Source organism: Luteibacter anthropi, from assembly GCF_011759365.1.
GTDB classification, from domain to species: domain Bacteria; phylum Pseudomonadota; class Gammaproteobacteria; order Xanthomonadales; family Rhodanobacteraceae; genus Luteibacter; species Luteibacter anthropi.
In genome coordinates, this window is the sequence record NZ_JAARLZ010000004.1 from 165,908 (window position 1) to 181,381 (window position 15,474).

11 protein-coding genes are annotated in these 15,474 nt (G+C 66.4%); 7 read left to right on the forward strand and 4 right to left on the reverse strand.

The features are described 5' to 3' along the window. Positions 1 to 4: 4 nt before the first annotated feature. Both HBF25_RS08780 and HBF25_RS08785 read right to left on the reverse strand, forming a co-directional pair. Positions 5 to 1,774, reverse strand: a complete 1,770-nt coding sequence (locus HBF25_RS08780; protein WP_166947489.1) for an acyl-CoA dehydrogenase C-terminal domain-containing protein — start codon at positions 1,772 to 1,774, stop codon at positions 5 to 7. Between the two features lie 26 nt (positions 1,775 to 1,800). Then, entirely contained in the window at positions 1,801 to 2,295 is a 495-nt protein-coding gene (locus HBF25_RS08785) for a hypothetical protein (protein ID WP_166947490.1), read from the reverse strand. Positions 2,296 to 2,441: 146 nt separating this feature from the next. Here HBF25_RS08785 and HBF25_RS08790 point away from each other — a divergent pair, with 146 nt between their 5' ends. Continuing rightward, positions 2,442 to 2,924, forward strand: a complete 483-nt coding sequence (locus HBF25_RS08790) for an SET domain-containing protein (RefSeq protein WP_166947491.1) — start codon at positions 2,442 to 2,444, stop codon at positions 2,922 to 2,924. A 159-nt stretch (positions 2,925 to 3,083) separates the two neighbouring features. On the opposite strand, the gene fusA is transcribed toward HBF25_RS08790, so the two are convergent. Next, positions 3,084 to 5,123, reverse strand: a complete 2,040-nt coding sequence (gene fusA / locus HBF25_RS08795; protein ID WP_166947492.1) for an elongation factor G — start codon at positions 5,121 to 5,123, stop codon at positions 3,084 to 3,086. Positions 5,124 to 5,425: 302 nt separating this feature from the next. Between fusA and HBF25_RS08800 the strand changes: the two genes are divergently transcribed. Continuing rightward, positions 5,426 to 6,421 carry a hypothetical protein gene (locus HBF25_RS08800; protein WP_166947493.1) on the forward strand — a complete coding sequence of 332 codons (996 nt, stop codon included), beginning with the start codon at positions 5,426 to 5,428 and terminating at the stop codon, positions 6,419 to 6,421. Positions 6,422 to 6,466: 45 nt separating this feature from the next. Beyond that, positions 6,467 to 8,485, forward strand: coding sequence for a hypothetical protein (locus tag HBF25_RS08805; RefSeq protein WP_166947494.1), 2,019 nt, complete (start codon positions 6,467 to 6,469; stop codon positions 8,483 to 8,485). Here HBF25_RS08805 and HBF25_RS08810 read toward each other — a convergent pair. Continuing rightward, a complete protein-coding gene (locus tag HBF25_RS08810) occupies positions 8,478 to 8,963 on the reverse strand; it encodes an RDD family protein (RefSeq protein ID WP_166947495.1) in 486 nt (161 codons plus the stop codon). The two genes, HBF25_RS08805 and HBF25_RS08810, sit on opposite strands and share 8 nt — an antisense overlap. Before the next feature lie 121 nt (positions 8,964 to 9,084). Here HBF25_RS08810 and HBF25_RS08815 point away from each other — a divergent pair, with 121 nt between their 5' ends. The 4 genes from HBF25_RS08815 (at position 9,085) to purL (ending at position 15,459) form a co-directional block, all read left to right on the forward strand. Continuing rightward, on the forward strand, positions 9,085 to 9,435 hold the full coding sequence (locus HBF25_RS08815) for a hypothetical protein (protein WP_166947496.1): 351 nt from the start codon (positions 9,085 to 9,087) through the stop codon (positions 9,433 to 9,435). 32 nt (positions 9,436 to 9,467) lie between these two features. After that, positions 9,468 to 10,397 (forward strand): site-specific tyrosine recombinase XerD, encoded by a 930-nt coding sequence (gene xerD, locus HBF25_RS08820; RefSeq protein ID WP_166947497.1) that lies wholly within the window; start codon positions 9,468 to 9,470, stop codon positions 10,395 to 10,397. 90 nt (positions 10,398 to 10,487) lie between these two features. Then, a complete protein-coding gene (locus HBF25_RS08825) occupies positions 10,488 to 11,225 on the forward strand; it encodes a DsbC family protein (protein WP_166947499.1) in 738 nt (245 codons plus the stop codon). A gap of 370 nt (positions 11,226 to 11,595) precedes the next feature. After that, positions 11,596 to 15,459 carry a phosphoribosylformylglycinamidine synthase gene (gene purL, locus HBF25_RS08830; protein WP_166947501.1) on the forward strand — a complete coding sequence of 1,288 codons (3,864 nt, stop codon included), beginning with the start codon at positions 11,596 to 11,598 and terminating at the stop codon, positions 15,457 to 15,459. The last annotated feature ends 15 nt before the right edge of the window (positions 15,460 to 15,474 follow it).

The window sequence follows — 15,474 nt, forward strand, 5'->3', positions numbered from 1 at the left end:
GAACTCAGGCGATATCGGGCAACGTCGCCACACCGGCCTCGATACCCGCCTTGTGCAGGACGATGCGCGGCAGGATACGGGCGAAGTAGAAGTTGGCCGTGTCGATCTTGGCCTGCCTGCGCTCTGCCGGCAGGACATCGGCGGCCACGACACTGCGGGCCCAGAAGTAGGCCAGGGTGATGTAGCCGGAGAAGTAGAGGTAATCGACGGCGGCGGCGCCCAGTTCTTCCGGGTTGGCCTGGGACTTCTGGGCGAGACTCTGCGTGACTTCGCCCCAGGTGGCTGTGGCAGCGGCCAGCTGCATCACCAGCGCCTTCACGGCGTCGTTGTTGGCGTTGGCCTTGCAGAACGCCTGGATTTCAGCGAGGAAATGCTTCAGGCCCGCGCCCTGCAACTGCATGACCTTGCGGCCGAGCAGGTCGAGTGCCTGGATCTGCGTGGTGCCCTCGTAGAGCGTGATGATGCGGGCATCACGGACGAACTGCTCCATGCCATGCTCAGCGATGAAGCCGTGGCCGCCGAAGATCTGCAGGGCTTCCTTCGTGCACTCCTGGGCGGCTTCGGTGATAAGGCCCTTGGCGATGGGAATGAGGAAGGACAGCAGTTCGCCGGCTTCCTTGCGCTTGTCGGCGTCCGGATGGCGTGCCTCGATATCGCTTTGCAGGCCGGCATAGGCCGCCAGCACGCGGCCGGACTCCACGAACGCGCGCTGCGTGAGCAGCATGCGACGCACATCCGGATGAACGAGCAGCGGATCAGCAGGCTTTTCCGGCAATTTCGGACCCGACAGGGCGCGCATCTGCAGGCGCTCGCGGGCGTAGTTGAGGCTGTTCTGCAAGGCACGTTCGGCGATGGCCAGGCCCTGCACGCCCACGCCGAGGCGTGCTGCGTTCATCATGGTGAACATGGCCATGAGGCCCTTGTGCGGGGCGCCGATCAGCCAGCCCTGGGCATCGTCGAAGTTCATGACGCAGGTGGCCGAACCCTTGATGCCCATCTTGTGTTCGATGGCGCCGGCAGCGGCCGTATTGCGCTCGCCCACCGAGCCGTCGCGGTTCACCTTGAACTTCGGTACCACCAGCATCGAGATGCCGCGGCTGCCGGCCGGCGCGTCCGGGAGACGGGCCAGCACGAGGTGGACGATGTTGTCGGTGAAGTCGTGCTCACCGGCCGAGATGAAGATCTTGGTGCCGCTGACGCGGTAGCTGCCGTCGTCGTTGGGTTCGGCGCGGGTCTTCAGCAGGCCCAGGTCAGAGCCGGCCTGCGGCTCGGTGAGGCACATGGTGCCGGTCCAGGTGCCGTCGACGAGGCGCTTGAGGAAGACCTCCTTCTGCCAGTCGTCGCCGTGATGCTCGATGGCATCGATGGCGCCGTGCGAGAGCAGCGGGTAGATGCCCCAGGCCAGGTTGGCGGCGTCGATCATTTCCTTGGTGAGCAGGCCCAGCACGGCGGGCAGGCCCTGGCCGCCGTGTTCTTCCTTCGCGGTGAGGCCGGCCCAGCCGCCGTCGGCGTACTGGCGATAGGCCTCCTTGAAGCCCTTGGGCGTGGTCACCGTGGCGGTGGCCTTGTCGTAGTGGCAGCCCTCGGCATCGCCGGAGGCATTCAGCGGTGCCAGCACCTGCTCGTTGAAGCGGGCGGATTCGTCGAGCACGGCGTCGAGCAGGTCGCGGGTATGCGCGTCGCCGCCATCGAGGCCGGTGAGCACGGCTTCGGCGCCGAGCACGTCGTAGAGCGCGAAGCGCATGTCATCGAGCGGGGCTTTGTAGATCGTCATGGAAGCGTCCTGGCGAAGGCTTGGGGTTAGCGGTAGGTGTCGGCGATGCCCGGCACCGGCGAGAGCCAGTCCTTGCCGTGCACCTCGAAGGAACGGGGTTTGTCTTCCTGTTCGGGCGTGCCGGTGATCCGGCCCTCGATGGTGTAGGGCAGGGTGCCTGCGCTGCCCTTGGCAGCGAGCGCGGCCAGTGCCCTGGCCATGTCGGGAGTGGGCAGGATGTCGAGCTGGGTGACGTCGGCGGCGAAGGACGGGATGTCCTGGTCGATCTTCGCGTCGAGCAGCACGCCGCCCAACTGGCCCACCGTGAGGGTGCCCTGGAAGCGGTCGAAGGCCATGCCGCCGTAGCTGTTGTTGCGCACGCGCAGGGTCACATGCCAGGTGCCGCCCGGCTTGGCGTGGACTTCCTGTAGCGAAAGACTCGGCGGAAACACGCTTTTCTTCGCGGGCCCGCAGGCGGCAAGGAGGGTGAGGGCGGCGAGCGTGGCCGCTCGTACGGCATGCGTGCGAATGATCGGGGTCATCCCTAGGGCTTCCGGCGTTGGACGTCGAACAGGTGTTCGATGGTAGCGCCCGCACGTGGTGCGCGCGAGACGGGCGTTTGAAACGCGGTTCCCAAGCGGGAGCCGAGCAGGCATCATGCCCGTTCCGCTTGACACTCGAATCGCCCATGACCCGACGCATCGCCGCCCGCCGTTCCCCCATCCATGGAAACGGCGTCTTCGCCACCGCCCACATCAAGGCCGGCGATGAAATCATCGAATACAAGGGCGATCACATCACCCACGCCCAGGCCGACAAGCGCTATGGCGACGGCGGTGAAACCGGCCATACCTTCCTGTTCACGCTGAACGAGCGCTACATCGTCGACGGCAACAGCAACGGCAATATCGCCCGCTGGATCAACCACAGCTGCGATCCGAACTGCCAGGCGCTGATCGAGGAGGATGTGGAGGGCAAGCCGTCGAAGAAGGATCGCGTCCTCATCGAGGCTATCCGTGACATCGCGCCGGGTGAAGAGCTCACCTACGACTACGGCATCACGCTCGACATGCCGCACACCGCGCGCCTGAAGAAGATCTGGGCCTGCCGCTGCGGCTCGCCCAAGTGCATCGGCACCATGCTGAAGCCCAAGCGCAAGGCGGCGAAGTAAGCCTTCGCGTTTGCCTCCGGCGCGTCGATACGTGCGACGCGCCGGGGTTCTTCGTCACCATGTCGACACCATGCCCCTGTAGGAGCGCGCCTTGCGCGCGACCGGTCTGGCGTGGGTGTTACAGCATGACCGGGCGCGCGCAAGGCGCGCTCCTACAGGTCAGTCTTCTTCTGCCCTGGGTTTCCAGGCTTCGGCCAGTTTCTTCTGTATGCCGGGCGGTACTGCGTCGTAGTGGCTGAATGCCATGGCGTAGCGTCCCAGCCCTCCGGTCATCGACTTCAGCTGCGTCGGATAATCGACGAGCTCCGCCAGCGGCACGCGTGCGCGGATCATCGTTTCTCCACCGCGCAACGCATCGGTGCCCATGATCTGCGCCCGTTTCGATGCCAGGCCGCCAGTGACGTCGCCAACGTAGTGATCGGGGATGGATACCTCCAGATCCACCACCGGCTCCAGCACCCTGGGCTGAGCGCGCGACATGGCATCGAGGAACGCCTTGCGCCCGGCACTGACGAAGGCCACCTCCTTGGAATCCACGGGATGGTGCTTGCCGTCGTACACCACGACCCGCACGTCCTGGATCGGATACCCGGCCACGGCACCGCTATCCAGCGCCTGTCGCACCCCTTTTTCGATGGCCGGCATGAACTGCCCGGGGATCACGCCACCCTTCGTATCGTCGTCGAATACGAATCCCTTGCCGCGCTCAAGCGGCTCGACACGGAGAAACACCTCCCCGAACTGGCCCGCGCCACCGGTCTGCTTCTTGTGCCGGTGATGGCCTTCGGCATGCCCTCCTACTGTCTCGCGGTAGGCGATGCGCGGCGGATGCGTGACGACGTCCACGTCGTAACGGGCCTTCATCCGTTCCAGCATCAGCTTCACATGCAGGTCGGACAACCCGTAGATCACGGTTTCGTTGAGTTCCTTGTGGTGTTCGACGCGGAAGCACGGGTCTTCCTCGGTCAGTTTCGCCAGTGCCTGCGACAGCTTCTGCTCCTGTCCCTTGTGGGCAGGCTCCACGGCCACGCCGTACATCGGCGCGGGAAACGCAGACGGTGCGAGATGAATGCGGCCTTCCTCCACTGCATCGTGCAGCACGGCATCGAAGTGGATGTCGTCCACCTTGGCCACCGCGACGATATCGCCGGGAAGTGCCTCGTCGATTTCTACGTGGTCCTTGCCCTTCAGGCGGAAAAGATGACCCACGCGAAAGGGCTTGCGCCCGTCGTCGACCAGCAGCTGGGAATCCTTGCGCACCGTGCCCTGCCACACGCGAAACACCCCCAGCTTGCCCACGAAGGGATCGTTCACGATCTTGAAGACATCGGCCACGACGTGACCGTCCGCCTTCGCGGAGATAGCGAAAGGCGCGCCATCGTCGGCACGGAACGGCGGCGGATTGACCTCGGTGGGGCAGGGCAGGATGCGCTCCACCAGTTCAAGCAGTTCGTTTACGCCGATGCCGTCGCGCGCACCGGTGAACACGATAGGCACGAGGTGTCCGTCGCGAAGACAATGCTCCAGCGCACCGCGAAGCTCGGCAGCCGTAAGCGCGGATTCACCGGCTTCAAGATAGTGCTCCATCACGTCGTCATCGATCTCCACGACCTGGTCGATGAGCTGCTGGTGGGCTTCGCCGGGCGAGGAGAAATCCGTATCGCCGCGGGTCTGGAAGAATGCATCGCGTACGGCGTGCCCCTTCGATGCGGGCAGGTTGAGCGGCAGGCATTCGTTGCCGAATTCGCTGCGCAGGTCGTCCACCAGCGCGCGCAGGTCCACGCCATCGGTATCTATGCGATTGACGATGAGGATGCGTGCAAGGCCGCGTTCCCGTGCATGTTGCATCATGGCGCGCGTGCCGTGTTCGATGCCGTTGGCTGCATTGACCACGATGGCGACGGTATCGGTGGCGGACAGCGCCGCCAGTGCGGGACCGAGGAAGTCGGCATATCCCGGTGTATCGACCAGATGGATGCGGTAGCCGTTGCGTTCGATAGACGCCACGGCGGCGTCGATGGAATGGCCGCGGGCCTTTTCCATGGGATCGGTATCGGAAACGGTGGTGCCACGTTCGACCTGACCCATGGCGTTGAGCGCGCCACCGGCATAGAGCATGGCTTCGAACAGGGTGGTCTTGCCGGCACCGGCGTGGCCGGCGAGGGCGAGGCTGCGGATACGTTCCGTGGTGGGAGACACGATGCGACCCTCCTTCAGTGGGAGGGAAGGCGTGTGGATGCGGCGTCATCCTTCGGCGTCGCCTCGGGCACGCCTTCCGGCATGACGATGGCGGGCCGTCACGGTCGTCCGGTGGCATGGACGGTCATGGCGGTGATGCGGGCTGGGCCCGGCCCAAGGGTTCTCCTTCGCGGCGGCGGAATCAAGTGCCCGGGGGAATCTTCCGGCCCATGCGTTGTCTAGCCACGGGGCTTACGTTGCGTTTAGTCGCAAATCGCTATGCTCGCCTACTCTTTCGCGACCCAAGAAGGGACCTCGTTCGCGTGCAATACCCAGGTAAGGCCCCACCGCCCTTCGTCGAATCGCACCGGCTCACGCCGGATACGTCGTCGCGTGGGCGCGGCCTGGTGCCGATCGACGCTTCCACGATTGCCGCATTGCACGCCATCGGGCGGCGTCCGCCACCGCGCGACCGCGTGCGCTTCACGCTGGCGCTGGTGCTGGCCCTGGTTTTCCATATTCTGCTCATCGTCCTGATGCGCTACGAGATGCTGCCGCGGCCGCTGGAGGGTTTTGCCATCCCCCGCGACAAGGACGAAGTGATGGAAGTCCGCTTCATCGAGCCGACGCCGCCTGCGCCTGCCGTGGCCAACGTGCCGCCCCCTCCGCCGGTGGCCGAGCCGCCACCGAAGGTGCGCTCGCGTGAGGCTACCCGTCCCGAACCTCCGCGACCGAAGGAAGAGCCGGCACCCCAGGCCGAAACACCGCCGCCCCCGCCGCAGCTGAATCTCTTCGGCAAGGACGGCTCCATCGCGATGCCGAAGGCCGGTGCGGGCAACGGGACCACCCAGGCGAGTTTCGTGCCGCGCGCGCCCACGGGCGATTTGCAGATCATGTCGCACAAGACCACGGTTACCTACAAGGAAACCCGGTTCGAAAAGGACTGGGCGCCACGCGACGAGAACATCGTCAACGGTGGCCTGCGCAAGGCCATGGAAAAAACCACGCTCAAGAAAACCTTCGACCTGGGCCATGGCGTGCGTGTGAAGTGCGCGACGGTGTTCCTCGTGCTGCCTGTGGGTTGCGGCGGGGAAGACCCGTCGAAGGCCTCGAGCAAGGTGGGCGATACGCGCCTCAACATGGCGCCCGCGAAGTCGCTTGCCGGTGACGATCCCAACCAGCCACCTCCCCCCAGCCAGGCCGAATGCATCGCGTCCTACCGCCGCAACGAGACGGTGATGGCCGGTTGCCCGTCCGATACCCCGCTCAAGGCCATGGACCAGGAAAACGCCGAGCGCGCACGCCGCGCAGGATCGTAAGGAAACGATTGTCCTGCGCCGCGCGAGCATGGACACTAGCCCTCCATGCCGACCCCGTTGCCGCCGGACAGCGATCAATCGATCGCCGAAGAATCGCTGCCCGTCTCGCCCCGCGAGGCGGCCATGCGCGCGCTCGTCTATCGTCGCCTCCTGCGCGAGAAACCGCGCGAAAGCCTGCGCCGCATCGCCGGCTGGGTCGGCACGATCATCATCCACCTGCTGTTCCTCATCGGGTTCGTGCTGGGGCCGGCCTACGTGCCTCCGCCGTCGCCGCCGGACCAGGAAACCACCGACGTGCTGAAGGTGCGGCTGATCGACAAGCCGCCCGCGCCATTGCCGCCACGGCGTGGCACGCAGTCGCGTGCACCTGTCGTGCAGACCACCTGGAATACCAAGCGCTCGGCCGCTGCCGCGGCGTCCGGCGGCACGCATGCCGCCGCCGTTGCCAGTGCCACCAAGGCGAGCCGCCCGGCGAAAGCTACTCCGGCCGCCCCTGCGCCTCCGGTGAAACCGGCACCGAAACCTGCCGCGCCGGCACCGAACACGGTGGCCGAGGAAAAGCGTCCACCGACCCGCCCGAAGGCCCCGCCGAAACAGCCTCAACTTGAGCAGGTCCCCGTGCCCACCCAGGCACCACCAGACCTGGCGGTGGATACGCCCAGGCCGGAAGTCGTACCGCCGAAGTTCCAGCCCGAGCCCGTGCGCAAGGCGCAAGTCGAGGGCACCGAAGTCATGCCGCCGCCGGCATCGCTGGCGATTCCGCCCACCCCTGCCTCGCAGGTGGCGGTGACGCCGACACCGCCGCAGATCACCTCCGAGCACACCACGCCGGTGGCCACCTCGCCGATCACCCTTGCCACCGTGCCGCGCCCGGAGGTTGAGGCTTCGTCGGCACCGCCGACCCCGCAGGACGAGCCGCTTCCGGCCATCGCGCAGGAGCCGTCGGCGCCGCCGCGCCCGGATCTCGCGCCTGCGGACCGGCCCGTGCCGCCGAAGGTCTCGGTCGATACGGTTCGCGCACCCGCGGTGGACGTGCAGGCCGACCTGGAAGCCGTGCCCTTGCCCGACGCCGTGGCGAAGCCCGACGTCTCCGCGCCCGTGGCGACCACCGAGCGCCCGGCAGTGCAGGCACCGGCCGTGACGCCGGGCGAGATGCAGCGTCCGGTGGCCGGTGCGGATACGTCGCCTGCTACGCCGGGACAGACGCAGGCGCCCGGTGAAAATCCGACCGCCCAGTCCACCGCGCAGGCGACCAACGGTCAGGCCAAGTCGGGCGAAAAGCAGGCTCCATCGACGGGCCAGGGTTCTACACCCGCTCCCGCGCCGGGTCCGGCCATCGCGTCGGCATCGGGCACGAACACCCCGGGCGCCGAAGCGGCAGACAGCGCAGGCCGACCCGGCTCTCCGAACGGCACGGACGACAGCCAGCGCACGACCGGTGCCAACGGCAGCTCGCAGCGCGACGATGGCATGGTCGGCGGGCAGGGCGACAAGACGGGCCAGGTAGGCCCCGGCGGCGCCTATACCGAGCTGAAACCGCGCGGCAACGTCACGGTGCAGCAGGGCCAGCGGGTGCATATCGAATACAAGGCCACCCGCTTCGACAAGGACTGGACGCCGAAGAACGAATCCTCGGTGGATACCGCCGTGCGACAGGCTGCAGGCGAGGCCACGGTGCACTCCACCTTGTCGCTTCCGCGCGGGCTGCGGCTGAACTGCACGGCGGGCCCCGGCAACACCGGCGGCAAGATGAACGCGGTGTCGCTGTTCACGCTGGGCTGCGGCGGCGATCCGCCGTCGAAGCCGGATCACGAGACGGCCGACAACCTCGTCAAGAACCAGACCATGGCGCCCGCGAAGCCCCTGGCCGCGGATCTTCCGCCGGCCAATGCGGCGACGGTGGCGCACCCCGTGGCTATCGACAACACGGCGTTCTGCGCCACGGCGCGTGTCGCGGGCGGTCCGCTGCCGCCCGGTTGCGAGCCGACGATCAAGATCAACGTGCAGCAGAAGACACCGGCACCGAACGGCTCGTGGGTGCCGGCCAGCGACCAGTTCAAGTAAGCGAACGGATTTCCGTGCCGGCCAGCATGTCGTATACCGCGCGCCGGCGGGCGTCGAACAAGGTCGGAAGCAACAGGATCAACCATCCTGCCAGCGGGGCGTAGAGGGCGGTCTGAAGAGATGCCCACGGTCGTATCAGCAACAGGGTGACCGGCAGCGCGGCGATGATCAGCCTGAGCAGGCCGCGTGGCCACTCGACAGGTGAGCCGTCGCTACCGGTGATCCTGATCCGCCAGGGGCGCATGCCCAGGGTCTGCCCACCGCGCAGCCACGACACCAGGAAGTAGGTGCCCACGACCACCCCCTGTAAAGGCTGGTACCACCATGCCAGCAGGTGTCCGTGGTCATCTGCGAGCTTACCCATGGTCGCTATCTGAGCGAGCAATCCCACCACCATCACGATAGCCGCCACGGCTAATACGTCGTATATGATCGCCGCGAAACGGCGCCAGGCGGGGGCTTGGAGCATCAGTGGCATGTCGCGTGCCTTAGGTGAATAAGTTCTGGATGCTAACTGTAACCAGGCATATGCTTCACCTGCGGGCGGGATGTCCGGACACACCTCGTCAGTCTCGATGTATGACCTAAGGAGAGCGACCATGAGCCTGACATTGCATTCGTCCCATAAGGACCTCGATAGTTACCTGCGTTCGATCGACGGTGATGAGAACGTTACGCCGCTGGAATTCCAGCACTTACGCGATGATGCCGACCAGCATCTTGACCATGCACTGGATCCACTCGGGGGCGTATGTCCTGAGTTGAGCGAAGCCGTGAAAGCTTTGCAGTCATCCATGGACGTTGTTGCCGAATACCTGCAGAAGACGGCCATTGCGGCGAGAAAATGCAAGGCGCTTCCGGCGGAAGGGCGCGAAAGGCTGAAAGAGGCTATCGAGCACCAGATTGCCTATGTCGTTGCCGCGTATCAGTCGAGCATTCAACGCCTTTGAGCCGTTTGCGGTGGGCATGCGACCATGTGGCCATGCCCATCGCAAAAGACAATGAATCTGCGGTCGAACTCGCTAATGATGACGCCCGCCTCATCGACCGCTTCATCGAACGGGTCTGGTCGGAAGACGGCCTTGCCGAACGCACGCTGGAAGCCTATCGCCGCGACCTTGAGCAGCTGGCGCGATGGCTTGCTCCACGGGGCCGTACGCTCGCTACCGCCGGCCGTGAGGATGTGTCGGCGTATCACGGCAGCCAGCCGGTGTCCGTGCGCAGCATGGCGCGCCGGCAGTCGGCGTTCCGGCGCTTCTATGCGCAGCTGGCACGAGATGATGGTGCCCGCGAGGATCCCACGCTGCTGATGCAGCGGCCACGCATGCCGCGCAGCCTGCCCAAGGCGCTCGCCGAGCGTGAGATCGAAGCACTGATCGTTGCGCCCGATGGCGGTACGCCACTGGGGCAGCGCGACCGCGCGATGCTCGAATTGATGTACTCGTCCGGCCTGCGCGTATCGGAACTGGTGGATCTGCCGCTGTCGGGCCTCAATCCGCGACAAGGCGTATTGCGGGTTACCGGCAAGGGCGGCAAGGATCGCCTCATTCCGGTGGGCGAGGAGGCGCTGGCGCATATCGACACCTATCTGCGCGAAGCGCGGCCTTTGCTGGCGAAGGGGCACGGTCAGCCCGTCGCGCTGTTCCTGTCACGCCGCGGTGGTGCGATGACCCGGCAGATGTTCTGGACCCTGGTCAAGCGCTATGCCGTGCAGGTGGGCATTCCGTCGCAGAAGGTGTCGCCGCATGTGCTGCGTCATTCCTTCGCCACGCACCTGCTCAATCATGGGGCTGACCTGCGTGCCTTGCAGATGCTGCTGGGTCACAGCGCGCTCAGCACCACGCAGATCTACACCCTGGTGGCGAAGGAAGGCCTGAAGCGCCTTCACGCCCAGCATCACCCGCGCGGCTGAAGGTCCATGCCACAATGGATTGAACCGATCGCGCGGTACGTGTTCAAAGGCTGTTCCGCGTATCCCCCGGTCACAGATGGAGTCGTACCGATGCTGAAGAAAATCCTGCCCGCGCTGTGCCTTGGCGCGTTTGCCGCCACGGCGATGGCCGCCGACGACGCCGGCAAGGCCGCCCGCGACGCGGTGGAATCGCTCGCCCCGGGCATCAAGGTGGAAAGCGTCACCCCCGCGCCCATGCCGGGCTTTTTCCAGGTGGTGGCCTCCGGTCGCATGGTCTACGTGACGGCGGATGGCCGTTACATGATCAACGGCAACCTGGTCGACCTGAAGGACAAGACCGACCTCAGCGCCGCCAGCTGGGCCGTGACCCGCAAGGCCGCCCTGGCCAAGGTGCCTGCGTCGCAGCGCCTGATCTATTCGCCGGCCAATCCCAAGCACACGGTCACGGTCTTCACCGACGTGGACTGCGGCTTCTGCCGCCAGCTGCATGCGCACATCGACGAATTCAACAAGCAGGGCATCGCGGTCGAATACGTGTTCTGGCCGCGTGAGGGCCTGAAGACCACGGCCGGCAACGACACTCCCTCGTATACCAAGGCCGTGTCGGTCTGGTGTGCCAGCGACCGCAAGAATGCCTTCAATGAGGCCATGGGCGGTGCGGCGGTGAAGCCGGCGTCCTGCGAGAACCCGGTGAAGGACGAGTTCGAGCTGGGTGAGCGCCTGGGCGTGAACGGCACGCCGACCATCGTTACCGAGAATGGCGACATCGTGGGTGGTTATGTCACTCCGGCGCAGTTGTTGAAGGCGCTGACGTCCAAGGGCGGTTGAGGCCCTTTCTCACTTCCGGTCGCGCGCAAGGCGCGCTCCTACACAATCCGCCCCGTAGGAGCGCGCCCGGATCGAAGCGGCGTATGTAGGAGCGCGCCCCGCGCGCGACCGGCCCCAAGGCGGCGTGTAGGAGCGCGCCTCGCGCGCGACCGGCCCCAAGGCGGCGTGCAGGAGCGCGCCCCGCGCGCGACCGGCCCCAAGGCGGCGTGCAGGAGCGCGCCTCGCGCGCGACCGGTCCAAGGCGGGATTCCACAGGGGGGCGCGCAACCGGATTCAGGGCGAGGCGCCGGCCGGCACCTGGCCCCCGAACCTGCTGCCCTGCAACATCATGTAGAATGGGCGTTTTCCTCCTGCGCCTTTTCCCCTCCGTATGATCGCACTCGACGGGCAGAGCGCCCTTTCGCCGTTTCGCCTCGAACGACTGAACGCCCACCTTGAGGCCCTGCACCACGGGACCCGCGTCCAGGCCGCCTGGTTCACGTACTTCGTGGATGCCGCCGTGTTGCCCGAAGGCGAGGCCCGTGCCCGCCTGCTGGCCGTGCTGGAAGCGCGCGATGCCACGCCGGAAGCCGCCACCCTCTGGGTCGTACCCCGCCTGGGCACCATCTCGCCCTGGTCGAGCAAGGCCACCGACATCCTCCACGGCGCCGGTTTCGACGTGCGTCGCGTCGAGCGTGGCGTGGCCTGGCGTGTCAACGGCATGCCCAACGCCTCGGACCCCGCCTACGCCGCCGTCATGGCAACGTTCTGCGACCCGATGGTGCAGTCGCCGCTGACGAGCCTTGCCGAGGCCTCCGGCCTGTTCCTGGCCGGTGAGCCGGGTCCGCTGGGTCACGTCGAGCTGGGCAGCGACCCGCGTGCCGCATTGTCGGCGGCGAACAAGGAACTGGGCCTGGCCCTGGCCGACGACGAAATCGACTACCTCGCCGAGCGCTACGCCGAGATGGGCCGCGCGCCCACCGACGCCGAACTCATGATGTTCGCGCAGGCCAACTCCGAGCATTGCCGCCACAAGGTATTCAATGCCACGTGGACGCTCGACGGCACGCCGCAGGACACCTCGCTGTTCGGCATGATCAAGAACACGCACCAGAAATCGCCCGCGCATACGCTGTCGGCGTATCACGACAACGCGGCGGTCATCGAAGGCTACGAAGGCAGCCGCCTGTTCGTGAATCCCGATGACGGCGTGTTCCGCAAGGTCACCGAAGCCGCGCCGTACGCCATCAAGGTCGAGACGCATAACCATCCCACGGCCATCGCGCCGTGGCCGGGCGCGGCGACGGGTGCCGGCGGCGAAATCCGCGACGAAGGCGCCACGGGCCGCGGCGGCAAGCCGAAGGCCGGCCTCACGGGTTTCTCGGTGTCGCACCTGCGCATCCCGGGCCTTTCGCGCCCATGGGAGAAGGAGCGTCCGCTGCCGCCGCGCATGGCGTCGGCCTTCGAGATCATGCGTGACGGCCCGCTGGGCGCCGCCGCATTCAACAACGAATTCGGCCGCCCCGCGCTGGGCGGCTACTTCCGTACCTTCGAGCAGGAAACCGGCGAGAAGGGCGTGCGTCGTGGCTACGACAAGCCGATCATGATCGCCGGCGGCCTTGCGGCCATCCGTCCCGACCACGTGCAGAAACGCGCGGTGCGTCCGGGCGACCGCGTCATCGTGCTGGGTGGCCCGGCCATGCTCATCGGCCTGGGTGGTGGTGCGGCCTCGTCCGTCGCTTCCGGCACGTCCAGCGCCGAACTCGATTTCGCTTCCGTCCAGCGTGACAACGCGGAAATGGAGCGTCGCTGCCAGCAGGTCATCGACTCGTGCTGGATGCGCGGCGAGCGCAACCCGATCGTCAGCATCCACGACGTCGGCGCGGGCGGTGTGTCCAACGCCATTCCTGAAATCCTCAACGACGCGGGCGTCGGCGGCATCATCGATCTCTCGAAGCTGCCCTGCGACGATCCCACGCTCTCGCCCATGCAGGTGTGGAGCAACGAGTCGCAGGAGCGCTACGTCCTCGCCATCGGTGAGGAAGACCTTGCGCTGTTCGAATCGTTCTGTGCCCGTGAGCGTTGCCCGTTCGCCGTGGTGGGCGAAGCGACCGAAGACGCGCGCCTCATCGTGCGCGACACGCGCCGCGACATCACCGTGATCGACCTGCGCATGGATGTCCTGTTCGGCAAGCCGCCGCGCATGCATCGCGATGCCTCGCGCGTGAAACCGCGCGTCGACCTGGTAGCCGACCTCACCGGCATCGGCATGGACGAAGCGCTGATGCGCGTCCTGCGCCTGCCGGCCGTGGGCAGCAAAAATTTCCTCATCACCATCGGTGACCGCACCGTCGGCGGCCTCAACCATCGCGATCCCATGGTGGGTCCGTGGCAGGTGCCGGTGGCCGACGTTGCCGTGACCATGACCGACTTCGACGGCTACACGGGCGAGGCGATGGCCATGGCCGAGCGCGCTCCGGTGGCGCTGCTGTCGAGTGCCGATGCCGCGCGCATGGCCGTGGGCGAAGCCATCACCAATCTCGCGGCCGCGTCGATCAAGCTCGACGAAGTGCGCCTGTCCGCGAACTGGATGGCCGCCGTGAATCACCCGGGTGAAGACGCCGCGCTGTTCGACGCCGTGAAGGCCGTCGGCATGGAGCTTTGTCCGAGCCTCGATATCTCGATCCCCGTTGGCAAGGACTCCCTGTCCATGCAGACCGTGTGGACCGACGACACCGGCAAGGCCCAGAAGACCGTATCTCCGGTGTCGCTGGTCATCACCGGCTTTGCCCGCGTGGACGACGTGCGCCGCACGCTCACTCCGCAGCTGAAGCTCGATCGTGGCGACACCGACCTGTGGCTGATCGACCTCGGCGCAGGCCGCGACCGTCTCGGCGGTTCGGCGCTCACCCAGGTATTCAACCGTGGTGGCGGCGTGCCGCCGGATCTCGACGACGCAAAGCGCTTGCGCGCGATGTTCGAGCTGATCCAGGAAGCCAACCGCTCCGGCCTGTTGCTCGCCTATCACGACCGTTCCGACGGCGGTGCCATCGTCACCCTGCTCGAAATGGCCTTTGCCGGTCGTTGCGGCCTTGAAATCCGCCTCGACGGCTGGGCCGATGCCACGCTGCGCGCGCTCTTCAACGAAGAGCTGGGCGCCGTGGTGCAGGTAGCCTCGGCCAACCGCGAAGCCTTCGAACAGCTGCTGGTAAAGCACAACCTCGCCGGCCTCACCCACAACGTGGGTCGTCCCAAGGAAAAGCTCGGCATCAAGCTGCACCTGAACGGCGAAACCCCGTTCAAGTGGAACTGGACCGAACTGTTCCGCGCCTGGAACGAAACCAGCTACGCGATGCAGCGCCTGCGCGACAACCCGGCCAGCGCCGACCAGGAAAACGAGTGGCGCTTGGACGATGCCGATCCGGGCATCTCTCCGAAGCTCACCTTCGACCCGGCCGACGACATCGCCGCGCCTTACATCGCCACCGGCGTGCGTCCGCGCGTTGCGATCCTGCGCGAGCAGGGGGTGAACGGCCAGGTGGAAATGGCGGCGGCGTTCGACCGCGCCGGCTTCGAGGCCGTGGACATCCACATGACCGACCTGGCCACCGGTCGCCATCACCTGAAGGACTTCCGCGGCTTTGCTGCCTGCGGCGGCTTCTCGTACGGTGACGTGCTGGGCGCCGGCCGTGGCTGGGCCACGTCCATCCTCTACAACGACGCACTGCGCGAGCAGTTTGCCCGCTTCTTCGAAGATGGCTCCAAGTTCGCGCTGGGCGTGTGCAATGGCTGTCAGATGATGTCGCAGCTGAAGGACATCATCCCCGATGCGAAGCACTGGCCGCAGTTCCTGCGCAACCAGTCGGAGCAGTACGAAGCCCGCGTCGCCACGCTCGAACTGCTCGACTCGGGCAGCATCTTCTTCCGCGACATGGTCGGCTCGCGCATCCCCGTGGCCGTGGCCCACGGCGAAGGCCGTGTGCACTTCCCGAACGCATGCAGCCCGTCGAAGAGCCACGGCGCCGCGCGCTTCGTCGACAACCGTGGCAAGCCCACTGAGCTTTACCCGCTGAACCCGAACGGTTCGCCGGGTGGTCTGGCCGCCTTCACGGCCGCCGATGGCCGCGTGACGATCATGATGCCGCATCCGGAACGCGTGTTCCGCAGCGCGCAGATGAGCTGGCATCCGGAGCAGTGGGGCGAAGATTCCCCGTGGATGCGCATGTTCCGCAATGCGCGCGTCTGGGTCGGCTGAGCCAGGACACCCCAT

What these genes read in the sequence shown, in the direction of transcription:
- HBF25_RS08790 (WP_166947491.1), top strand. Translation starts at nt 2,442, where the DNA reads ATGACCCGACGCATCGCCGCCCGCCGTTCCCCCATCCATGGAAACGGC.
- xerD (WP_166947497.1), top strand. Translation starts at nt 9,468, where the DNA reads ATGCCCATCGCAAAAGACAATGAATCTGCGGTCGAACTCGCTAATGAT.
- HBF25_RS08780 (WP_166947489.1), bottom strand. Translation starts at nt 1,774, where the DNA reads ATGACGATCTACAAAGCCCCGCTCGATGACATGCGCTTCGCGCTCTAC.
- HBF25_RS08785 (WP_166947490.1), bottom strand. Translation starts at nt 2,295, where the DNA reads ATGACCCCGATCATTCGCACGCATGCCGTACGAGCGGCCACGCTCGCC.
- HBF25_RS08810 (WP_166947495.1), bottom strand. Translation starts at nt 8,963, where the DNA reads ATGCCACTGATGCTCCAAGCCCCCGCCTGGCGCCGTTTCGCGGCGATC.
- HBF25_RS08805 (WP_166947494.1), top strand. Translation starts at nt 6,467, where the DNA reads ATGCCGACCCCGTTGCCGCCGGACAGCGATCAATCGATCGCCGAAGAA.
- purL (WP_166947501.1), top strand. Translation starts at nt 11,596, where the DNA reads ATGATCGCACTCGACGGGCAGAGCGCCCTTTCGCCGTTTCGCCTCGAA.
- HBF25_RS08825 (WP_166947499.1), top strand. Translation starts at nt 10,488, where the DNA reads ATGCTGAAGAAAATCCTGCCCGCGCTGTGCCTTGGCGCGTTTGCCGCC.
- HBF25_RS08815 (WP_166947496.1), top strand. Translation starts at nt 9,085, where the DNA reads ATGAGCCTGACATTGCATTCGTCCCATAAGGACCTCGATAGTTACCTG.